Source organism: Halobacteriovorax sp. YZS-3-1 (assembly GCF_047084945.1).
Lineage (GTDB): Bacteria > Bdellovibrionota > Bacteriovoracia > Bacteriovoracales > Bacteriovoracaceae > Halobacteriovorax_A > Halobacteriovorax_A vibrionivorans.
In genome coordinates this window covers 204509-220565 of sequence record NZ_JBKIYI010000001.1, presented here as the reverse complement: position 1 = coordinate 220565, position 16057 = coordinate 204509, and the positions used below count along the sequence as shown (strand labels likewise).

General features: G+C 32.4%; 14 protein-coding genes. 9 read left to right on the top strand and 5 right to left on the bottom strand.

The annotated features are described in order from the left end of the window. The first annotated feature begins 5 nt into the window (after window positions 1-5). Genes ACMAZI_RS01085 through ACMAZI_RS01070 form a run of 4 tightly spaced genes read left to right on the top strand, consistent with a single transcriptional unit; the run spans window position 6 to window position 4138 of the window. Window positions 6-854: a dTDP-4-dehydrorhamnose reductase family protein gene (locus ACMAZI_RS01085; RefSeq protein WP_412473945.1), complete on the top strand. Its 849-nt coding sequence runs from the start codon at window positions 6-8 to the stop codon at window positions 852-854. Further along, window positions 854-1975, top strand: coding sequence for a non-hydrolyzing UDP-N-acetylglucosamine 2-epimerase (gene wecB, locus ACMAZI_RS01080; RefSeq protein ID WP_412473946.1), 1122 nt, complete (start codon window positions 854-856; stop codon window positions 1973-1975). The genes ACMAZI_RS01085 and wecB overlap by 1 nt, the downstream gene beginning before the upstream one ends. A gap of 9 nt (window positions 1976-1984) precedes the next feature. Beyond that, window positions 1985-2986, top strand: a complete 1002-nt coding sequence (locus ACMAZI_RS01075) for a polysaccharide biosynthesis protein (protein ID WP_412473947.1) — start codon at window positions 1985-1987, stop codon at window positions 2984-2986. Between the two features lie 6 nt (window positions 2987-2992). Then, the gene (locus ACMAZI_RS01070) at window positions 2993-4138 is read left to right on the top strand and encodes a hypothetical protein (RefSeq protein WP_412473948.1); all 1146 of its coding nucleotides are present in this window, start codon (window positions 2993-2995) and stop codon (window positions 4136-4138) included. Here ACMAZI_RS01070 and ACMAZI_RS01065 read toward each other — a convergent pair. Both ACMAZI_RS01065 and ACMAZI_RS01060 read right to left on the bottom strand, forming a co-directional pair. Next, on the bottom strand, window positions 4128-5111 hold the full coding sequence (locus ACMAZI_RS01065; RefSeq protein ID WP_412473949.1) for a lysylphosphatidylglycerol synthase domain-containing protein: 984 nt from the start codon (window positions 5109-5111) through the stop codon (window positions 4128-4130). The genes ACMAZI_RS01070 and ACMAZI_RS01065 overlap by 11 nt on opposite strands. Then, entirely contained in the window at window positions 5104-6324 is a 1221-nt protein-coding gene (locus ACMAZI_RS01060; protein WP_412473950.1) for a UTP--glucose-1-phosphate uridylyltransferase, read from the bottom strand. The genes ACMAZI_RS01065 and ACMAZI_RS01060 overlap by 8 nt, the downstream gene beginning before the upstream one ends. Before the next feature lie 313 nt (window positions 6325-6637). Between ACMAZI_RS01060 and ACMAZI_RS01055 the strand changes: the two genes are divergently transcribed. Further along, entirely contained in the window at window positions 6638-6889 is a 252-nt protein-coding gene (locus ACMAZI_RS01055) for a helix-turn-helix domain-containing protein (protein ID WP_199506612.1), read from the top strand. 4 nt (window positions 6890-6893) lie between these two features. Here ACMAZI_RS01055 and ACMAZI_RS01050 read toward each other — a convergent pair whose 3' ends face one another. After that, entirely contained in the window at window positions 6894-8930 is a 2037-nt protein-coding gene (locus tag ACMAZI_RS01050; protein ID WP_412473951.1) for a sulfatase-like hydrolase/transferase, read from the bottom strand. Window positions 8931-9166: 236 nt separating this feature from the next. On the opposite strand from ACMAZI_RS01050, the gene ACMAZI_RS01045 reads away from it, so the two are divergent. Further along, window positions 9167-9904 carry a polyprenol monophosphomannose synthase gene (locus ACMAZI_RS01045; RefSeq protein WP_412475103.1) on the top strand — a complete coding sequence of 246 codons (738 nt, stop codon included), beginning with the start codon at window positions 9167-9169 and terminating at the stop codon, window positions 9902-9904. A 73-nt stretch (window positions 9905-9977) separates the two neighbouring features. Next, the gene (locus ACMAZI_RS01040) at window positions 9978-11768 is read left to right on the top strand and encodes an LTA synthase family protein (protein ID WP_412473953.1); all 1791 of its coding nucleotides are present in this window, start codon (window positions 9978-9980) and stop codon (window positions 11766-11768) included. Here the strand turns inward: ACMAZI_RS01040 and ACMAZI_RS01035 are convergent. Continuing rightward, window positions 11748-13172 (bottom strand): sulfatase-like hydrolase/transferase, encoded by a 1425-nt coding sequence (locus ACMAZI_RS01035; protein WP_412473954.1) that lies wholly within the window; start codon window positions 13170-13172, stop codon window positions 11748-11750. The two genes, ACMAZI_RS01040 and ACMAZI_RS01035, sit on opposite strands and share 21 nt — an antisense overlap. Window positions 13173-13461: 289 nt before the next feature. Between ACMAZI_RS01035 and ACMAZI_RS01030 the strand changes: the two genes are divergently transcribed. Both ACMAZI_RS01030 and ACMAZI_RS01025 read left to right on the top strand, forming a co-directional pair. Further along, entirely contained in the window at window positions 13462-14226 is a 765-nt protein-coding gene (locus ACMAZI_RS01030) for a hypothetical protein (RefSeq protein WP_412473955.1), read from the top strand. A gap of 11 nt (window positions 14227-14237) precedes the next feature. Further along, the gene (locus tag ACMAZI_RS01025) at window positions 14238-14633 is read left to right on the top strand and encodes a hypothetical protein (RefSeq protein ID WP_412473956.1); all 396 of its coding nucleotides are present in this window, start codon (window positions 14238-14240) and stop codon (window positions 14631-14633) included. 23 nt (window positions 14634-14656) lie between these two features. Here ACMAZI_RS01025 and ACMAZI_RS01020 read toward each other — a convergent pair whose 3' ends face one another. Then, window positions 14657-15853 (bottom strand): hypothetical protein, encoded by a 1197-nt coding sequence (locus ACMAZI_RS01020; protein WP_412473957.1) that lies wholly within the window; start codon window positions 15851-15853, stop codon window positions 14657-14659. Window positions 15854-16057 lie beyond the last annotated feature (204 nt).

Below are 16057 nucleotides of genomic sequence, written 5' to 3'. Positions count from 1 at the left end.
TGTTTATGAAAATCTTAATTATCGGCGCGAATGGAATGTTGGGCCAATCTCTCTATCGTCACTTCTCAAAGAAGTTTGAAACACTTGGACTTGCCAGGAGTAAGTCATGGCATCCAGAAGTTAAAACCGGATTTAATATTGAAAATACTGAACTTATTGAAAACCAATTCAAAGAATTTGCACCTGATTTAGTTCTAAATTGTGTAGGAGTCATTAAGCAGTTAAAAGAGTCTAGTGATAATGAAATATCAATATTCACAAATGCTCTTTGGCCTCATAAGTTAGCCTCAATTTGTAAAAAATATAACTCAAAGATGATTCACTTTAGTACCGATTGTGTCTTTACTGGAGATGATGGTAATTATACAGAGGAGTCAGTTCCGGATAGCCGTGACCTTTATGGTCTCTCAAAGTATTTGGGTGAAGTTTCTTATGATCATACATTAACAATTAGAACTTCAATAATTGGCCATGAGATTAAGTCAAATGTATCTCTTGTAGATTGGTTCTTGTCTCAAGAGAGTGAATGCAAAGGCTTCACTAAGGCTATGTACTCTGGCTATCCTACAAATTCACTTGCAAGAGTAATAGAAAAGATTATTCTTCCAAAATTTATGCAAGGAGAAGTATCAGGACTTTATCATGTATCAACAGAACCAATTTCCAAGTATGATTTATTAAAAAAAATAGCATCCGTTTATAAGAAAGAAATAAATATAATTCCATATGAGGACTTTAAAATTGACCGTAGTCTAAATTCAGATAAATTTAGAGCGGAATTTAATTACCAACCAGAATCTTGGGATTATTTAGTTGAAGAGATGCATTCTCTTTATAAAGAGATGGGAAGATAATGAAAAAAATAAAATTAATGACTATAGTTGGTACAAGACCAGAGATTATAAAACTGAGTCGAGTTATTCCATTGTGTGATGAACACTTTGAACATGTGTTAGTTCATACAGGACAAAATTATGACTATGAACTCAACGAAGTATTTTTTAATGATTTAAAGATTAGAAAACCGGATCACTTTCTTGAGTCTGCAAAAGAGAGTGCTACTAAAACAATAGCAGAAGTATTAATTAAAACAGATGAGCTTCTGGAAGAGGTTAAGCCTGATGCGGTACTTTTATATGGAGATACAAATAGCTGCTTATCCGTAATTTCGATCAAAAAGAGACAAATCCCTATCTTTCATATGGAAGCAGGAAATAGATGTTTTGATCAAAGGGTACCAGAGGAGTTAAATCGCAAGATTGTTGATCATCTTTCAGATGTAAATATGGTTCACTCTGAGCATTCAAGAAGATATTTAATAAATGAAGGCGTAAGGCCAGAGTTAATAATTAAAACTGGTAGCCCTATGAAAGAGGTTTTGAATTACTTTGAGCAAGATATAGATAATTCAAATATTTTAAATGACTTAACTCTTGATAAGAATGACTACTTCTTAGTTAGTATTCATCGTGAAGAAAATGTTGATTATGCAGGTAATTTTAGCTCTCTTCTTGATTCACTTAATGGAATTGCGGAGCACTTTGGTAAAAGAATTATCGTTTCGACACATCCTAGAACTCGAAAAAAATTAGAAGGACTAACAGGTTCAAAGTTTAATAGTCTGATAGAATTTATGAAGCCACTTGGTTATCTAGACTATAATTTACTTCAAAAGAATGCAAAATGTGTAATTTCTGATAGTGGAACAATTACTGAAGAATCTTCATTGATGAACTTTCCCGCAATTACGATACGGCAAGCTCATGAAAGGCCAGAAGGAATGGATGCTGGAACATTAATCATGTCAGACTTAGATCGTGATTCTGTCATTAACTCAATTAATATAACAGTCAATAACCCAGATCGATATTATAGTGATATCGAAGATTATCGAAATGAATTTGTAAGCTATCAGGTTGTTAAGATAATTCAGAGCTATACAGGTTATGTGAATAGAAATATTTGGAAAAAATAAGAGGATTATATGTTTGATAATAAAAAATTATTAATAACAGGTGGTACAGGTTCATTTGGGAATGCTGTTTTGGATAGATTTCTTGATTCTGGGTTAAGTGAAATTCGTATTTTTTCTCGTGATGAAAAGAAACAAGACGACATGAGAAAGAAATATAATAACCCAAAAATTAAATTCTATATAGGTGATGTTAGGGATTACAACAGTGTCCTTACAGCTATGCATGGGGTGGATTATGTTTTTCATGCTGCTGCTTTAAAGCAGGTACCATCATGTGAGTTCTATCCTCTTCAAGCTGTTAAAACAAATATTTTTGGAACTGAAAATGTTCTAGATGCAGCTATTAATTGTGGTGTAAAGAAAGTTATATGCTTAAGTACAGATAAGGCAGTATACCCAATCAATGCAATGGGGATGAGTAAGGCCTTAATGGAAAAAGTTTTTGTTGCTAAGGCCCGTAGTATTGCAGATACACATGAGACAGTTATTTGTGGAACACGTTATGGAAATGTTATGGCTTCACGTGGTTCTGTAATTCCACTTTTTATTGAACAAATTGAAAATGGTAAACCAATTACAATTACTGATCCAAATATGACTAGATTCATGATGTCTCTTGAAGATGCGGTTGAGTTAGTGATTTTCGCGTTTGAAAATGGTGAGAACGGAGATATTTTTGTACAGAAGTCTCCAGCTTCAACTATTGAAAATTTAGCAAATGCCATTAAAAAATTTAAAAATTCACCTGATACAGAAGTTAAGATTATCGGTACTCGTCATGGTGAAAAATTATATGAGACTCTTCTTACAAGAGAGGAAATGGTTAAAGCACGTGACCTTGGTGGATACTATCAAATTATAAGTGATAACCGTGATCTTAACTATGATCGTTTCTTCGAGGATGGTGAAGAAGTTATAACACAAGCTGGTGAGTATAATTCACATAATACTCATAGATTGAGTGAAGATGAAATGCTTAAGTTGTTACAGACGTTAAAAGAAATTAATTAGTCTCTAATGAAATTAGAAAAATCTAATATAATACCACATTTGCAATGCATTTTACTGATAGCAATTTGTTTATTTAGAAGTGTGAAAGTTTCAGATTTTCCAATATTTCCTCTTTTTGTGGTTTTGTTTTCGCTCATTGTTTTTTTACAATCGAATAATTTAAAGGAATTAATAGGTAGAAATAAAGAATTAATTCTTTTTCTTCTAGTTAATTTAGTTTTGCTTGCTATCTTTTCCACTGAGGCTACTTATGTTGGGCATGCTATTATATTACCATTCTTCTTAGTAGCATTACGTGAATTTTTCCAAGATATTTCATTTTGTTTAATATTTCGAAAGTATCTCTACTATACAATAAGAATAGTAGCCTTGTTCATACTTATTCCATTAACAATTTTTCTTATACAAAATATTGATGTAATAATTAATTATATTAATGATTATAATGACTTTTCGACTTGGAAAAATAGAGGAATGATAATAGTCAATGCAAGACCATTTTTTATTAATTCAAATGCTGCGACAATAGAGATCGTGTTTTTTATCGTAGCTGGTTCCCTTGTAGAGTTATTCTATGGAAATAAAAAGAGTGCATCTTTAGTCTCGCTTATATTGATGATTATCTTAAGAGTTAGAAGCTTATTTATTTCTATGGTTTCAGCAGTTGTATTAAATGCTTTATCAAAGAATAAATCAAAAAAATTAGATGTATTTATTGTTTCTTCGCTATTGGTGTTTCCTGTATTTATATTCTTTCTACCGATTCAGTTATTGAGTGGTAGGCATTTAGGAAGGGAAGTCTTTTTAAATGAGTTAAACTTACTACCTAATGGAATTGGATATTCTGCAAGAGCTTTAGAGAGGTACACGTCAAATTCAGTCAATAATAACCTGGGCTATCCTATAATGCGAGTCTTTGATAATATCCATTATGAGCTAATAACAGATTATGGAATAGTCTTATATGGTATTTTTTTAGGCTTCATTTTGATGAAGTTTTTGAAAGATAGGATTTCTTTATATAATACCTCAGTGATCTTTTTCTTTGTAACTTTATCTTGTAGCTTTGGTAGTAATTTCTACCCTGTTTATATTTTTATTTTACTATTTTTGAATTTTAATAGCGTGAAAGAGAAAGTATCTATCTCTTAACCTTCATTCTAATCAAGAATGGTATTAAGCCGATAAAGTTAAAAATATATGACATAGCAAAATAAATAGTGAATATGTCAGAGCCATTGTCTATTCCAATACCTCTTAAGAGTTCTGAAAAAGCAAAGTTTCCTGTCCCTAGCCCTTGTATTGAAATTGGAAGGAGTGAAATGAAGATCCCTGTAGGAATAACTGTAGAAGCTTCTAATACATTTTTAATTGGTAAATTTAAGGAGTAATAAATTATGAGTAGAAATGTAATTATGTTTAATGATTGTATGAGTAAACTGAGCATTACTAGCTTTGTTGATTTGATGGGATTTCGAAATAATCTTATATAGTAGTTTTTGAAATTAAAAGCTCTATTAAAGATGAACTGATTTTTAATATTTAATACATCAATTATATAGCGATAAATTACTTGTAATAAATTTAATATTTTGAATCTATAAAGAAATGCAGTAAAAAATAATATCGTAATTATAGAGAGTAATATAAGTAATTGATTACTATCAAAACTAAGTGAGAATATTATATATGATACAAGTGTAAGAATTACTAAGGATACTAATGTTAAAACCTTAGTAAATATACTCATGTATATAATGTCATCTTTAGATTGATACTTTTTTTCTTTTATTAATTCACTTATTTTATAGACTTCACTTGCAATACTTACAGGTAATATACAACTTACAAAGGAAGCAGACCAAGTGATTTGATTAATATCCCATGCTGAAAGGTTGCTTTTATTTTCTAGGCCAAGTAGGATTTTTGCTCGTATTGCACCAATATATTGTTGAATAAAAGTTAAAAATAGAAATAAAGCAATTAGAGTTTTATTTGAAATTCCAGATTTAATTAAGTGTATATTTATATTTCCACTGTTATAAACTAGATACAGAAAAGTGATAAGAATAATTAACTTAATGATAATGAAATTTTTTTTAATTAGCTTTAGTAGTCTATTCATGTCTGCTTCTAAAATGAAAAATAAAATTATCAAGTTGTAGATAATTCAAAATATAACTAAAATCGTCCATCTTCTTAATCGGATTAAAAAACTTGGCCCTATTTTCTTTGTTCACATTAAGTATATGAACAAACTGTTGACCATTCTTCCTGGCCAACCGATCCGAGTTCAAGAGCACCGAACCCATCGCACCTTCAAGTTGTAAAAACTCACCTTTTTGATTTTTGATCAAATCAGGAAGTGCTATTTTATAATCTTTAACCGCATTAAAATTAACGATTACTAAATTTGTATTAAAAAACGCGTCATCATCTTCTTCGCGAAGACCCAGCTTTTCAAAGTATTCTAATTGTCCAGCTTGTTCAGCTTGTGCTTTTTCTACAATTGTAAGAAAAGTCTTATCGCCTTCGACTTTTAGAGCAATTTGGCCACCTTTCATATCACGGTCAGTTTTTGTCGTAGTTACCATAACAACTGGAATATTCTCAGTTAGCATCCAGTTGACAATAGCTCGATCTGGAGTGGAGCTTAGATCTTCTCCATTTCCAATACAGGCAACAATATTATCGCCGCAAGGCCTTGGGCCTTTAAAGACTTCGTATCCAAAGATACCATGGCCTGCAGGTGCAAGTCTCTCAGTTGAAAGCTTGCCATCTTTGATTGTTGGGAGTTTTTGTTGAACCACTGATTCAAGGCGAGAAAAGTTTTCATTTAAGAGTTGAGAATGCTTTTCCCACATCTTATCTAGGATTGGTTTTACATCATTATTAACAAGGTCCTGTAGGACCACTTTTTTGAATGAGCTTGTTTTCTTTGAAGCTTGAATGATTTGAGCTTCAGCTAGTGAGATATCTCCAAATTCTTTTGTTTCAATATAAAGATCTGTAGATTTTGAGCCTGGAGTTGTGCGGCCATATTTTTTTAGATATTCACTTCGATCAAGGCTTGAGCCAAGACCTCCGTGCATTTTTCTAAGCCATAAAGTACAGTCGACTATTTCTTTTGTTGAATATCGTTGCTTGATATCTTCGTATGAATAAAAAGGAAGTTCGCGACGCATTAATTCTCGAGGTGCAATTGCTGTAGGGTAAACCCCTGTGTCATTCTCAGGAGTAGCAATTCTTAGTTGTTCTTTTTTCTCATTAAGTTGAGAAAGAAGCCCCTCGAAGTACTCGAGTTCAATAGGATTCGTGATAAATTCTTTTAAATTCATAGACTGGAATAATACCAGATGCTTAGTGAATACTGAAATATAAAATATTCACTTAACGGCATATGAAAAATGCACTTATGTACATATTTTGCGTAAATTTTAGTAGGTTATGCACTTGAGTGAATATTGTGTGGAAAAAGATAAAGAATATTCACTTGATGGCATATCACGGTTGTCTGGAGAGAAAATATGCCATCAAATGAATACTTGATCATTTACGTATGCATTCAAGTGAATGCTCGCAAAAAACTCAAAAGATGATACAATTAAATTCATTACAACTGTTTTACGGAAGAAACGGGGAGAAACTTTAATGAGTTATGATAACTTAGACTTAGAGTTCTTAGAGTATGCCAAGACGGCCATCAAGAAGAATGACTACTACGACATCGATCTAAAAGCTTTAAGAAAATCACTTGGGCTTAAGCAAACAGACTTAATAGGTATAGATCAGCCTGATGTCTCTAAAATTGAAAATCGTCTCGATTTAAAACTTTCAACATTGAATAAGTATGCAAAGGCTTGTGGCCTTGAGATGGAAATTAAATTCCACCCCAAGCATTGATCTATTAGTTAACTAATTCTAACTTTAGGACACCTGATACTGTTGGTTGAAATTCTTCACCTGTAAAAGTGGAGATGAGTTCTTGTGTGAAATTTACAATTTTCTTGGTAGTGGTAGTTTCATTTTTTATAAGCTTTGCTTTATATTCTTTGTTTTTTATAGTGACTCTATTCTTGATTCTTTCGTTACTAATATAGCGATAAAAGTTAGTTTGGCCATTTGCACTTTTAAAACTTATTCGATTAAAGGCCTTATCAAAATTGTTCGGAACTCTTTTGTATTCGATAATATCACCATCTTTTGTGCTTTCAATTAAGCTTCTGAGTGGTCCATGTAAGTTCCATGAAATTAATTTTTTATAATTTTTAAAATTATTAGGGTCATATTTTGTTCTAGTGATCTCTAGAATATCTTCTTTTTCTAAGTGGAAGTCTTTCGTGAGTGCTTCAACTTTTAGTTCACTTCCAAGCTTTCCTGAAACCGTACAATATTCACTGCTTGGGACTTTGTAATTTAAAATTTCTTCAATGGAGTCACAATAGTCGATCCATGTGAATGCTTGCCCAAGTGGCTTCTTGCTTATTTCAGAAGGGTACTTCTTTTCATTTCTATGATAGGCTGGAGTTATTACCCCTGTCTCACTGTAATACAAAATGATAGGCATTTTAAACTTACTATCACCAACATAGATAAAATCATCTTGGACTTTTATCCCATTGTTAATTCCTTTGATTGCCCATAGCTTTATAAATTCTTTGTTCATACCTATTAAATAGGAGTCTGTTTTTTCTTTATATTGTTCATAAAGAGATTGTGGACTTGAGGTTAAGTCTACCCCAAGACCGACCTTGTATTCAGTGTTAAGCTGTGAGAGCAATGTTGTTGCGATATCAAGATGAGTTCCAGCCTTTTCAACAAAACCTTTCCTTTCATTATTATGAAAATTTATCAAAAATAAGTTTTTACGCTCTAAACCTTTTAACTTATCAGACAGGAGGTTTCTCATTGAGAGATGATCAGACATCACAACAATAATTGTATCTTTGCTATATTCACTTGCTCTAATTTTATCGACAAACTCTTTAATATAGTAGTCTGAACATTTAAATGCTTTTACAAGTCTACTGTCACCTTCTTTATGATTAATTTTACAAGAAGGGAAGACGTGGCCACGTGGATGATGAGTGTCCAAAGTATTCATTGTTAAATAGAATGGTGTTCCCTTTTTAGCAAATGTATCTGCAATTGATTTAGCTTCTTCAAAGATATTCTTATCGTAAAATCCCCATGAGTTTGTTCTAGCTGTTGGATATTTCTTTTTAAGCTCTTCCTTTCCTTTTACAATGTCATACTTATGCGTTTTAAGATAATTTTTAGTACCAGAAAAAATAGTTGAAGCACCTTTAAGGTGGGCACCAATGTATCCGTTACTATGTAAAATATCTGGAAGACAGACCGCAGAACCATAGAAGTTAAAGACGCCTTCCATTGAGTTTTGCTCACCGGCTGCAACTAGAGGAACACCACATTGTGAAGCAACCATACCTGCAATGGTCCACGTTGCCCCATAGTTCGAATACATATTAGTAAATGAAAGAGATTGTTTTTCCAATTCTCTCATATTTGGTGTCATTCCAGGGAAGACTTCGTCATTTAAATAAGTTCTTTCAAAGCCTTCAGCGTAGATAATGATGAGGTTTTTCTTATCGTTGATTTTCGCAATTTCATCTCCGGCCTTGTTAATTTCTACTTTTATGTCATGAAATTCATTTGGTTTTACTAGGGTATAGATATTATGAGTTAGTGGAGAAGTGAAAATGGCCAAGAATAAAATGATAAGAGCAAATTGATTAGCAACTTTCTTCTTTGTTATTTTGTAAGTGAAGAAAATTGATAAGATGATCATTGCAGCACTAGCAATAATAATATTTGTGTACTCACCAACTCCTGCTTCTACTGTATCAAGTCTTAAGTGATAGAGGACAACATCATTTAGCCCTACACCAGTAAAGTAATTACTTACGATAAAGATATTACTCATCGTAAAAAAGATAAAAGTGAGGGAGGCCGTTATTTGTGATAATATTTTATTATTGTTTTTGGAACGAAGCGTAATCGTTAGGGCAATAAGAAATAAAACAATACTTAAATAGATGTTGAAAAAATAAAACATATGAATTCCTGAAGTCTGCAATGCTTGATTATACAGGTTGTAAAAGGTGTTGAAAAGATAGTGATCTTTTCTTATAGTTCTTTCAGTCATAGGAGATGAAAAAGGTGAGCACTGGCCAACTTCCATGGAATAGATCATTGATCATAATTCCAACTTACAATGAAATTGATAATATAGAGCGTATGATTGATACGATCTTTGGAAAATATCCAGAGGTCTCACTGCTTATTATAGAAGATGGTTCACCTGATGGAACTGCAGATGTGGTTAAAAAGAAGATGGAATCAAATGAAAATCTCCATATAATTGAGCGTACTGGAAAACTTGGACTGGGTACGGCCTATATCACTGGATTTAAGTGGGCCCTCGAAAATAAATACGACTTTGTCTTTGAAATGGACTGTGACTTTTCACATGATCCAGATGCGGTTAAAGACCTTCTAGCAGCAGCACAGGAAAATGACCTTGTTATTGGTTCTCGCTATATTGATGGAATTCGAATTATCAATTGGCCATTTAGAAGACTTCTACTATCTTACTGTGTATCTATATATACGCGTTTCATGACGGGGATTCCTGTTCAGGATACGACTGGTGGCTTTAAGTGCTTTACTCGTAAGGCTTTAGAATCCTTGGATTTAGATGGGATTATCTCAAATGGATATATTTTTCAATTAGAGTTGAATTATAAAGTGTGGGCAAAGGGTTTGAGTGTTAAAGAAGTGCCTATTATCTTTTACGAACGTAGGGACGGTGAGTCAAAAATGGGAGGCGGTATCATTTTCGAAGCTTTCTTTAATGTAATTACTTTAAGATTACGAAAGATTTTTGGTATTCTCTAGAATACATTCGAACAAGTTCTTGAAATAATTACTTTCTTTTTGTTTTGCATAGATTTTGTTAAGATATGAAATCATGTTTTTTACAACTAGGGCCCTATGGTTACTTTACTTTTATTTTAATGCTTGGCTAATTATAAAGTGGCGTCTCTATAATGGTCTACATGTAACAGATTATCTCGTTTTGGCAGTAGGCTTTTTACTTATTTTTCTATATAGCGAAGCTATTAATAAGCTTATCAAACCAGTATTTTTGAGAGTTGGTCTTAGTATATTTCTTATTTGTCTTTATTATATCGCAGGAAAATATCATTATCGAGTCAAGACGAATTTTGATTTAGTTGTATTTGTTTCCAACTTTAGAGAGACGTTTAATGCTGCCAGCGGTGACGTTATTTTAAATACAATGAAGCTTAAAGATTTCTATGAGACTCTAGCGTTGATACCAATTTTATTGTTATTTCAATTTAAATGGAAGGTTTTCAGTTTAAAGAGAGGCTTGAGCCAGTTTAAAGGAATTTTATATTTAGCTTCATATTTTGCTCTGATTTTCTGTATTCCATATCCATTCGGTGAAATTTCATATTCTGTAAAATCAATTGTTGAATCATTTAAACCAATGAAGGCAAAGAGTGAATATGAAGTCACAGAAATAATTGACTCGCAGTTTGATCAAATTAGAAAACCGAATATTATCTTGATTTCAATAGAATCTTTCAACGGACTTTACGTAAATAAGAAAACCGTTACGGGTAAGGAAATTACACCAGTTTTTAATAGTCTGATTGGTGAGGGACTCTATATTGAGGACTTTTATGGAAATTCTGTTCAAACAATAAAAGGGCAATTTGCGACTTATTGTTCACAAATTCCTTTAATACATGGAAAAGCATCGTATGAACTAAATGCAAAACTTTTAAATTGTATGCCAAAAGAGTTAGCAAAGCTTGGATATGAATCTTACTTTCATAAGTGTTATCAAAACGTAAACTTTGATAATACATATAACTTTATGGTTGATATAGGTTTTGATCATGTTCTGAAAACGGATATTGAAAAGTTTAGTCAAAAGCAGAAAAGAGAAAATATTTGGGGTTGGGGTCCTCAAGATGATCTCTCTTACAAGCAATTCGTTAAAAATATAAAAAAATTTAATAAAAATAGTGGGAAACCGATTTTTGCTACAATACACACTGTTTCTCATCATATGAAGTTCGGCAATGTACCAGTTGATCAACGAGAACTATTTCCAAAACAAAATAGTAAAGAAGAAGCCTTCTTAAACTCACTCAATGTGACTGATAAGTATTTAGGTACTTTAGTAGATGAGCTAAAGAATGCTGAACTATATGACAATTCATTGATCATTATTACTGCTGATCATAGTTATCCTAATGGTGAACATGGTTTCTACGATGCACAGACTTCATATTTTCAAGAGTTCTTTAAGATTCCTTTCCTCGCAATATGGAAAGGTGAAATCATGCCAAAAATTATCAAAGATAAGACATATTCACTTGTTGATATCTTTCCAACAGTTTTGGATTTAATGGGTGTTAGTACTAAGATTAATTCAGCAGGAACTTCGATGTTAGACAATAAAGGTTCTACAGCTCTTTTAGTTCAGCCATATAATGGAATTATTTTAAGTGCTGTAAAATGGCCTTATAAACTAGTTTGGCAAAAGAAGTCTGGCAGAAAACTATTATATAACTTAATAACGGACCCAAAAGAAGAGCATCCTTTAGAAGATCAAGATGAATTAGTTACAAGTCTTTGGGATAAAATGGATTATATAATATTTAGTGAGAATTATCTTATGGAGAAAAAGTCTTTAAGTAGAAAGCTACTTACTGTTTCTGAATGATGCTTCTTCTATTTTTGGAGTAAGACTTCTTAGAAAGTTATCTGTTCTACCACTGAATCTTTCAACTAAGGATTTTTCATTTCCTAGTAAATTCGTACCAAGGCCCAAGTTTACATTGAAGCCAAGTAGATGCAAAAGGGTGCTTCCGTTATCAAGAGTAGAGCCGGCTTTTGCAATACTTTGTGATCTACCGACATTATAAAAACGTAAAAGATTTCTTCTCTTTGTTTTATTAAGTAATTTACTGGCATCGTTTTTTAAGGCGAGATGATCCGAAGCTAGTATGATAATCGTATCGTTAATCTTTGGATCATTAAAGATCTCTGTAATCATGTTTGAAAGATTGTAGTCAGCACACTTTATGGCATTTAAGTATGGGTTTTTCCCATTAGCGTACTTTAGTTTGCAGTAATTTGATTTATGTCCATGGGGATAGTGAGAATCTAGTGTCGTGATAAATAATCCAAAAGGCTTGCTTTGGCTGGCCAATTCTTTAAATCTCTCTTTTGCTTCAGCTAGTACGTATTCATCATATGCTCCCCACTGACTAAAATTATTCATTCCTTGATATTTCTTTTCAAAATATTCTTTTCCAATAAGACGCGAGAATTTATGAGTATTATAAAACTTTTCGGTACTTGCAAAGCTTAAGTCTCCACCTTGAATAAGCTCCATTATATATCCGTGCTGACTTAAAATATCACTAATACAATTTATACCAGGCATGAATTCTTGTTTAATATTTGTCGTTGGAAAAACACCACACTGTGACGCAACCATTCCCGTCATCGTTGCATTAGTGCCATAGACTTGGTGAATATTTGTAAAGTCGATATATGGAATATCCTTCTTTTTAAGTTGTGTTACAAGATTAGGAAAGATACTTTCATCGAAGAAGCTTCTCTCAAAACTCTCAGCGTAAATATAGATAAAACTCTTTTTCTTTTGTGGTGGTATAATTTTAAGGTTTTTATTTTGAATATCTTCAATAGTTATATTTTTGATTTCATCGAAATGTGTATATGGCCTTATCCATTCATAAAGATCTTGTGTCGCTGGGTTACTTGTAATTGCTAGTATTCCAAGTAGGGTTGCAAATGGTACATTATTATTCCTCGATTTTTTTATGCTGAAGAGAATGAGGAGTGCAGTAATAAGAATACAAAAAAGTGCACCTGCAAGTTGCGGAATAAATTCGCCATATCCCGTTCCAGTCCAACTTGTCATAAGTTGAAATTTTACAGCTTCATTAATTCCATCTCCAGTTAGGCTGTCAGCAACGATGTAGCCAGCAAAGAGAAATGTAAATATTAATATAATTGGTACTGTGTAGAAATAAGACTGCTTCTTTTTAATAGCTATGAAATAGTAGGCTATGAATATAAGTAGTGAAACTATAAGCATTTTAAAGTTATACCTTGATGTAATTACAGATATTTATAAAATATATTGTATTTATTTTATAGTTGCTCTCACGTATTTACTAGTGCTTATAAATTACTCCATTCCAATCTGGAATATTTCATTTCATTAGTGAAAAAAATCAGATTTTTCACTATCTAAAGTTTATTTATGCTCTATCAAATACTTAACAAGAACGCTTATTGATACTTTTTACATTAATAATGAAAAAAATTTATTGGCAATGTATGAACAGTGATCAATCAAAAAGCGAAAATGAGGGAGAAGCAAAATGGACAAGGTTTTTTTAGAAAGACCTTCGGTTAACGAGGTTTTGCGGGATAAGATCAGAAAATACAAGAAAGAGCATTCCCGCTTAAGTAGTAATCAAATCGCTCGAAGATTGGGACTTCCACCTTCGACATTCCACCGCCTTGAAATGGGTGACGTTAAAAATCCAGGACTCGACATTTGTGTAACAGTCCTCAATGGCCTTGCCAGTAAAAAGGACACAGCGGAATTCGTACGCGAGTACTTCCCTGAGGTGCATGAAAGTCTTTATGGGCATTTTCATGAGAATAATGAGCTTGAAAAATTAGATAATAATTTTGAGAAGTATTTCGAAGACAGGTCAACATGCAAGATGATGATGTTTGCAACAACTTACAATGGCTTAAGTGAATCAGACATACTACAAGAGTATGGTCGTAAAGGGCATAAGGTATTTATGAACTTGGCTGCTAAAGGGGTTTTAATAAACAAGAATGGAAGGTTTTATTATAAAGAAGAAATGAATTTTAAGATGAGTACTGATATTGGTCTGAAAGTAGCTTCTATAATTCACGATGATTTATATAATGAACATCGAGTAAATAACAATATTGATTCTTGTGTTTATGATTTTATTTATGAATCAGTTGACTTGGAAAAAGTTAAACAGGAAATCAATGAGATAGTTTCTGAATATACTTACAAAATGAAGAAAATTCTCAAAAACCCAGACAATCGTGGGAACGATATCTGTTATATGAATAATTTATTTAAGAAACTCAATTAATAGAGGTTTATATGAAAAAAATAATTATATTAATATGTATATATATCAATGTTAGTGCAGCAACTGAAGGTGGAACAAACACGTTAAGGCTTACACAAAACATAATAAATCTAGATTCTATTTCGGAAAGGCTCTCTACTGAAGGTGGCACAAATACTCTTCGTACCTTAGGGGACTTTGATTATGACTCCTTAACAGATAGATGGATATTAAAAACTAAGTCGCGTATTTTAAGTGTAGCTAATATTGATTTGGTTGATAAGTTTAAGGACAAGCAATTTGAGGTTGAAGGCGTATCAACTAGAATGAAAAAGGTTAGAAGCAATATGTCGAAAAGTTTAATTAAAAGAAGAATTTTAAACAAAGTGAAGTTTGAAAATTATATTATTGATGACTTCGATTATTAATTAAAAGAGCCCTTTGGGGCTCTTTAGTAACATGTTTCTATATTTGTAGTTGAGTATCTATTATCATTCACTGGTGTAATCAAATAATGAGTTTTATCACCCTTGTAGTTATTTGAGATATTTCGAGGTTTTACTAGCTCGGATAAACTACCTCTGTATACAATATGTTTGTGAGCTTTATTGAAGTTTGCAGTTGTTTGACCAAAGTCGACTATCATCCCTAATTCCATAGGTATATATGATATGTTTTTAAGGACTTCTAATTGTGTAAAACCATTAAACTCATATAATTTATTATTAAACTTGATTTTTATGGTTTCATCTTCATAAGCTTCTTTTAATTTACTATTAAGGCAAACTGTTCTTATATCAAAAATAAAATTATGTTTATCAAATATGATCTCTTGATTACTGTATTCACCTTCCAAAATTGGCATTACAGAAGCATATAAACCTAATATTAGAATGTCGTCGCTATCATAATTTAAGCTTAACGAGTCTATTTTCAAAGGTATTGTTGATTCAATCTCTTCTCCATTTAGAGAAATCCCTTCGTACAACTCAATTTCGTTATGTTTCTTTGTAAGGAAACCAATCACCTTTCCATTCTGTGAGATTAGGGCACCGTCGCGGACGCCTTCGCAATTTTTGATGTTAAGAAGTTGTGATTCGTTATCAAATGAGTTGGCATAGGCAAGGGATGCGTATGTAAGTTCACAATCTTGAGATTGAAGCTCGCCTAGTTCATTGAAATAGTTAAGTTGTACTTCGTTATTATCAATTTCTGGAAGTTCAATATTTGCTGTATTAGGTATTTCTTTTTCGAGGTTAAGTTTTAAGATCTTGTCTCCGAATTCATTTGAGAGCTCATCTTCGACAGATGTGACCTTGATTAGTTTGCCGTCTGTTGTTTGAATATTGAATGCCTCATTTTCTGTGGCACAATTTTCTGAAATCAAAACTTCGCTTTGAGATTTTACGATTCCCGAACAAGTAAGTTTCTTCTTTTCTGTTTTAACAGCAACGATACCCTCTGGGCACTCGTGGCCATCGCAGAAGTTTCCTAATTTTGGATTGAGAATTGTTCTGTCGTGCGAGATTCCACCTAGTGTCTCCTCACTTTGAGAAGCTATATTATTGATCGCTTTTTTCGCGTCATCAGAACATGACGTTACTGTAAAAGCTAGAATGAGAATGATTGGTGCAATTAACTTATTCATATTGGTAATTTATCGAAAAAATGAACGCTTATGGGCTTTAGTGAAATTTATTTATAGGGTGTAAAAAGAGTGATTACTTAATGTGTTTTTGGGCACTTAGCTTGGTGGCGTTCATGATTATTAACTGTAAAATGTAAAAAGTCCGCGATGTCAGGGATGCGAAAAAGTCTGCTGGAACCCTATGGCCAAGTATGGTAAATCAGG

What these genes read in the sequence shown, in the direction of transcription:
- ACMAZI_RS01085 (WP_412473945.1), top strand. Translation starts at nt 6, where the DNA reads ATGAAAATCTTAATTATCGGCGCGAATGGAATGTTGGGCCAATCTCTC.
- wecB (WP_412473946.1), top strand. Translation starts at nt 854, where the DNA reads ATGAAAAAAATAAAATTAATGACTATAGTTGGTACAAGACCAGAGATT.
- ACMAZI_RS01075 (WP_412473947.1), top strand. Translation starts at nt 1,985, where the DNA reads ATGTTTGATAATAAAAAATTATTAATAACAGGTGGTACAGGTTCATTT.
- ACMAZI_RS01070 (WP_412473948.1), top strand. Translation starts at nt 2,993, where the DNA reads ATGAAATTAGAAAAATCTAATATAATACCACATTTGCAATGCATTTTA.
- ACMAZI_RS01065 (WP_412473949.1), bottom strand. Translation starts at nt 5,111, where the DNA reads ATGAATAGACTACTAAAGCTAATTAAAAAAAATTTCATTATCATTAAG.
- ACMAZI_RS01060 (WP_412473950.1), bottom strand. Translation starts at nt 6,324, where the DNA reads ATGAATTTAAAAGAATTTATCACGAATCCTATTGAACTCGAGTACTTC.
- ACMAZI_RS01055 (WP_199506612.1), top strand. Translation starts at nt 6,638, where the DNA reads ATGAGTTATGATAACTTAGACTTAGAGTTCTTAGAGTATGCCAAGACG.
- ACMAZI_RS01050 (WP_412473951.1), bottom strand. Translation starts at nt 8,930, where the DNA reads ATGAGTAATATCTTTATCGTAAGTAATTACTTTACTGGTGTAGGGCTA.
- ACMAZI_RS01040 (WP_412473953.1), top strand. Translation starts at nt 9,978, where the DNA reads ATGTTTTTTACAACTAGGGCCCTATGGTTACTTTACTTTTATTTTAAT.
- ACMAZI_RS01035 (WP_412473954.1), bottom strand. Translation starts at nt 13,172, where the DNA reads ATGCTTATAGTTTCACTACTTATATTCATAGCCTACTATTTCATAGCT.
- ACMAZI_RS01030 (WP_412473955.1), top strand. Translation starts at nt 13,462, where the DNA reads ATGGACAAGGTTTTTTTAGAAAGACCTTCGGTTAACGAGGTTTTGCGG.
- ACMAZI_RS01025 (WP_412473956.1), top strand. Translation starts at nt 14,238, where the DNA reads ATGAAAAAAATAATTATATTAATATGTATATATATCAATGTTAGTGCA.
- ACMAZI_RS01020 (WP_412473957.1), bottom strand. Translation starts at nt 15,853, where the DNA reads ATGAATAAGTTAATTGCACCAATCATTCTCATTCTAGCTTTTACAGTA.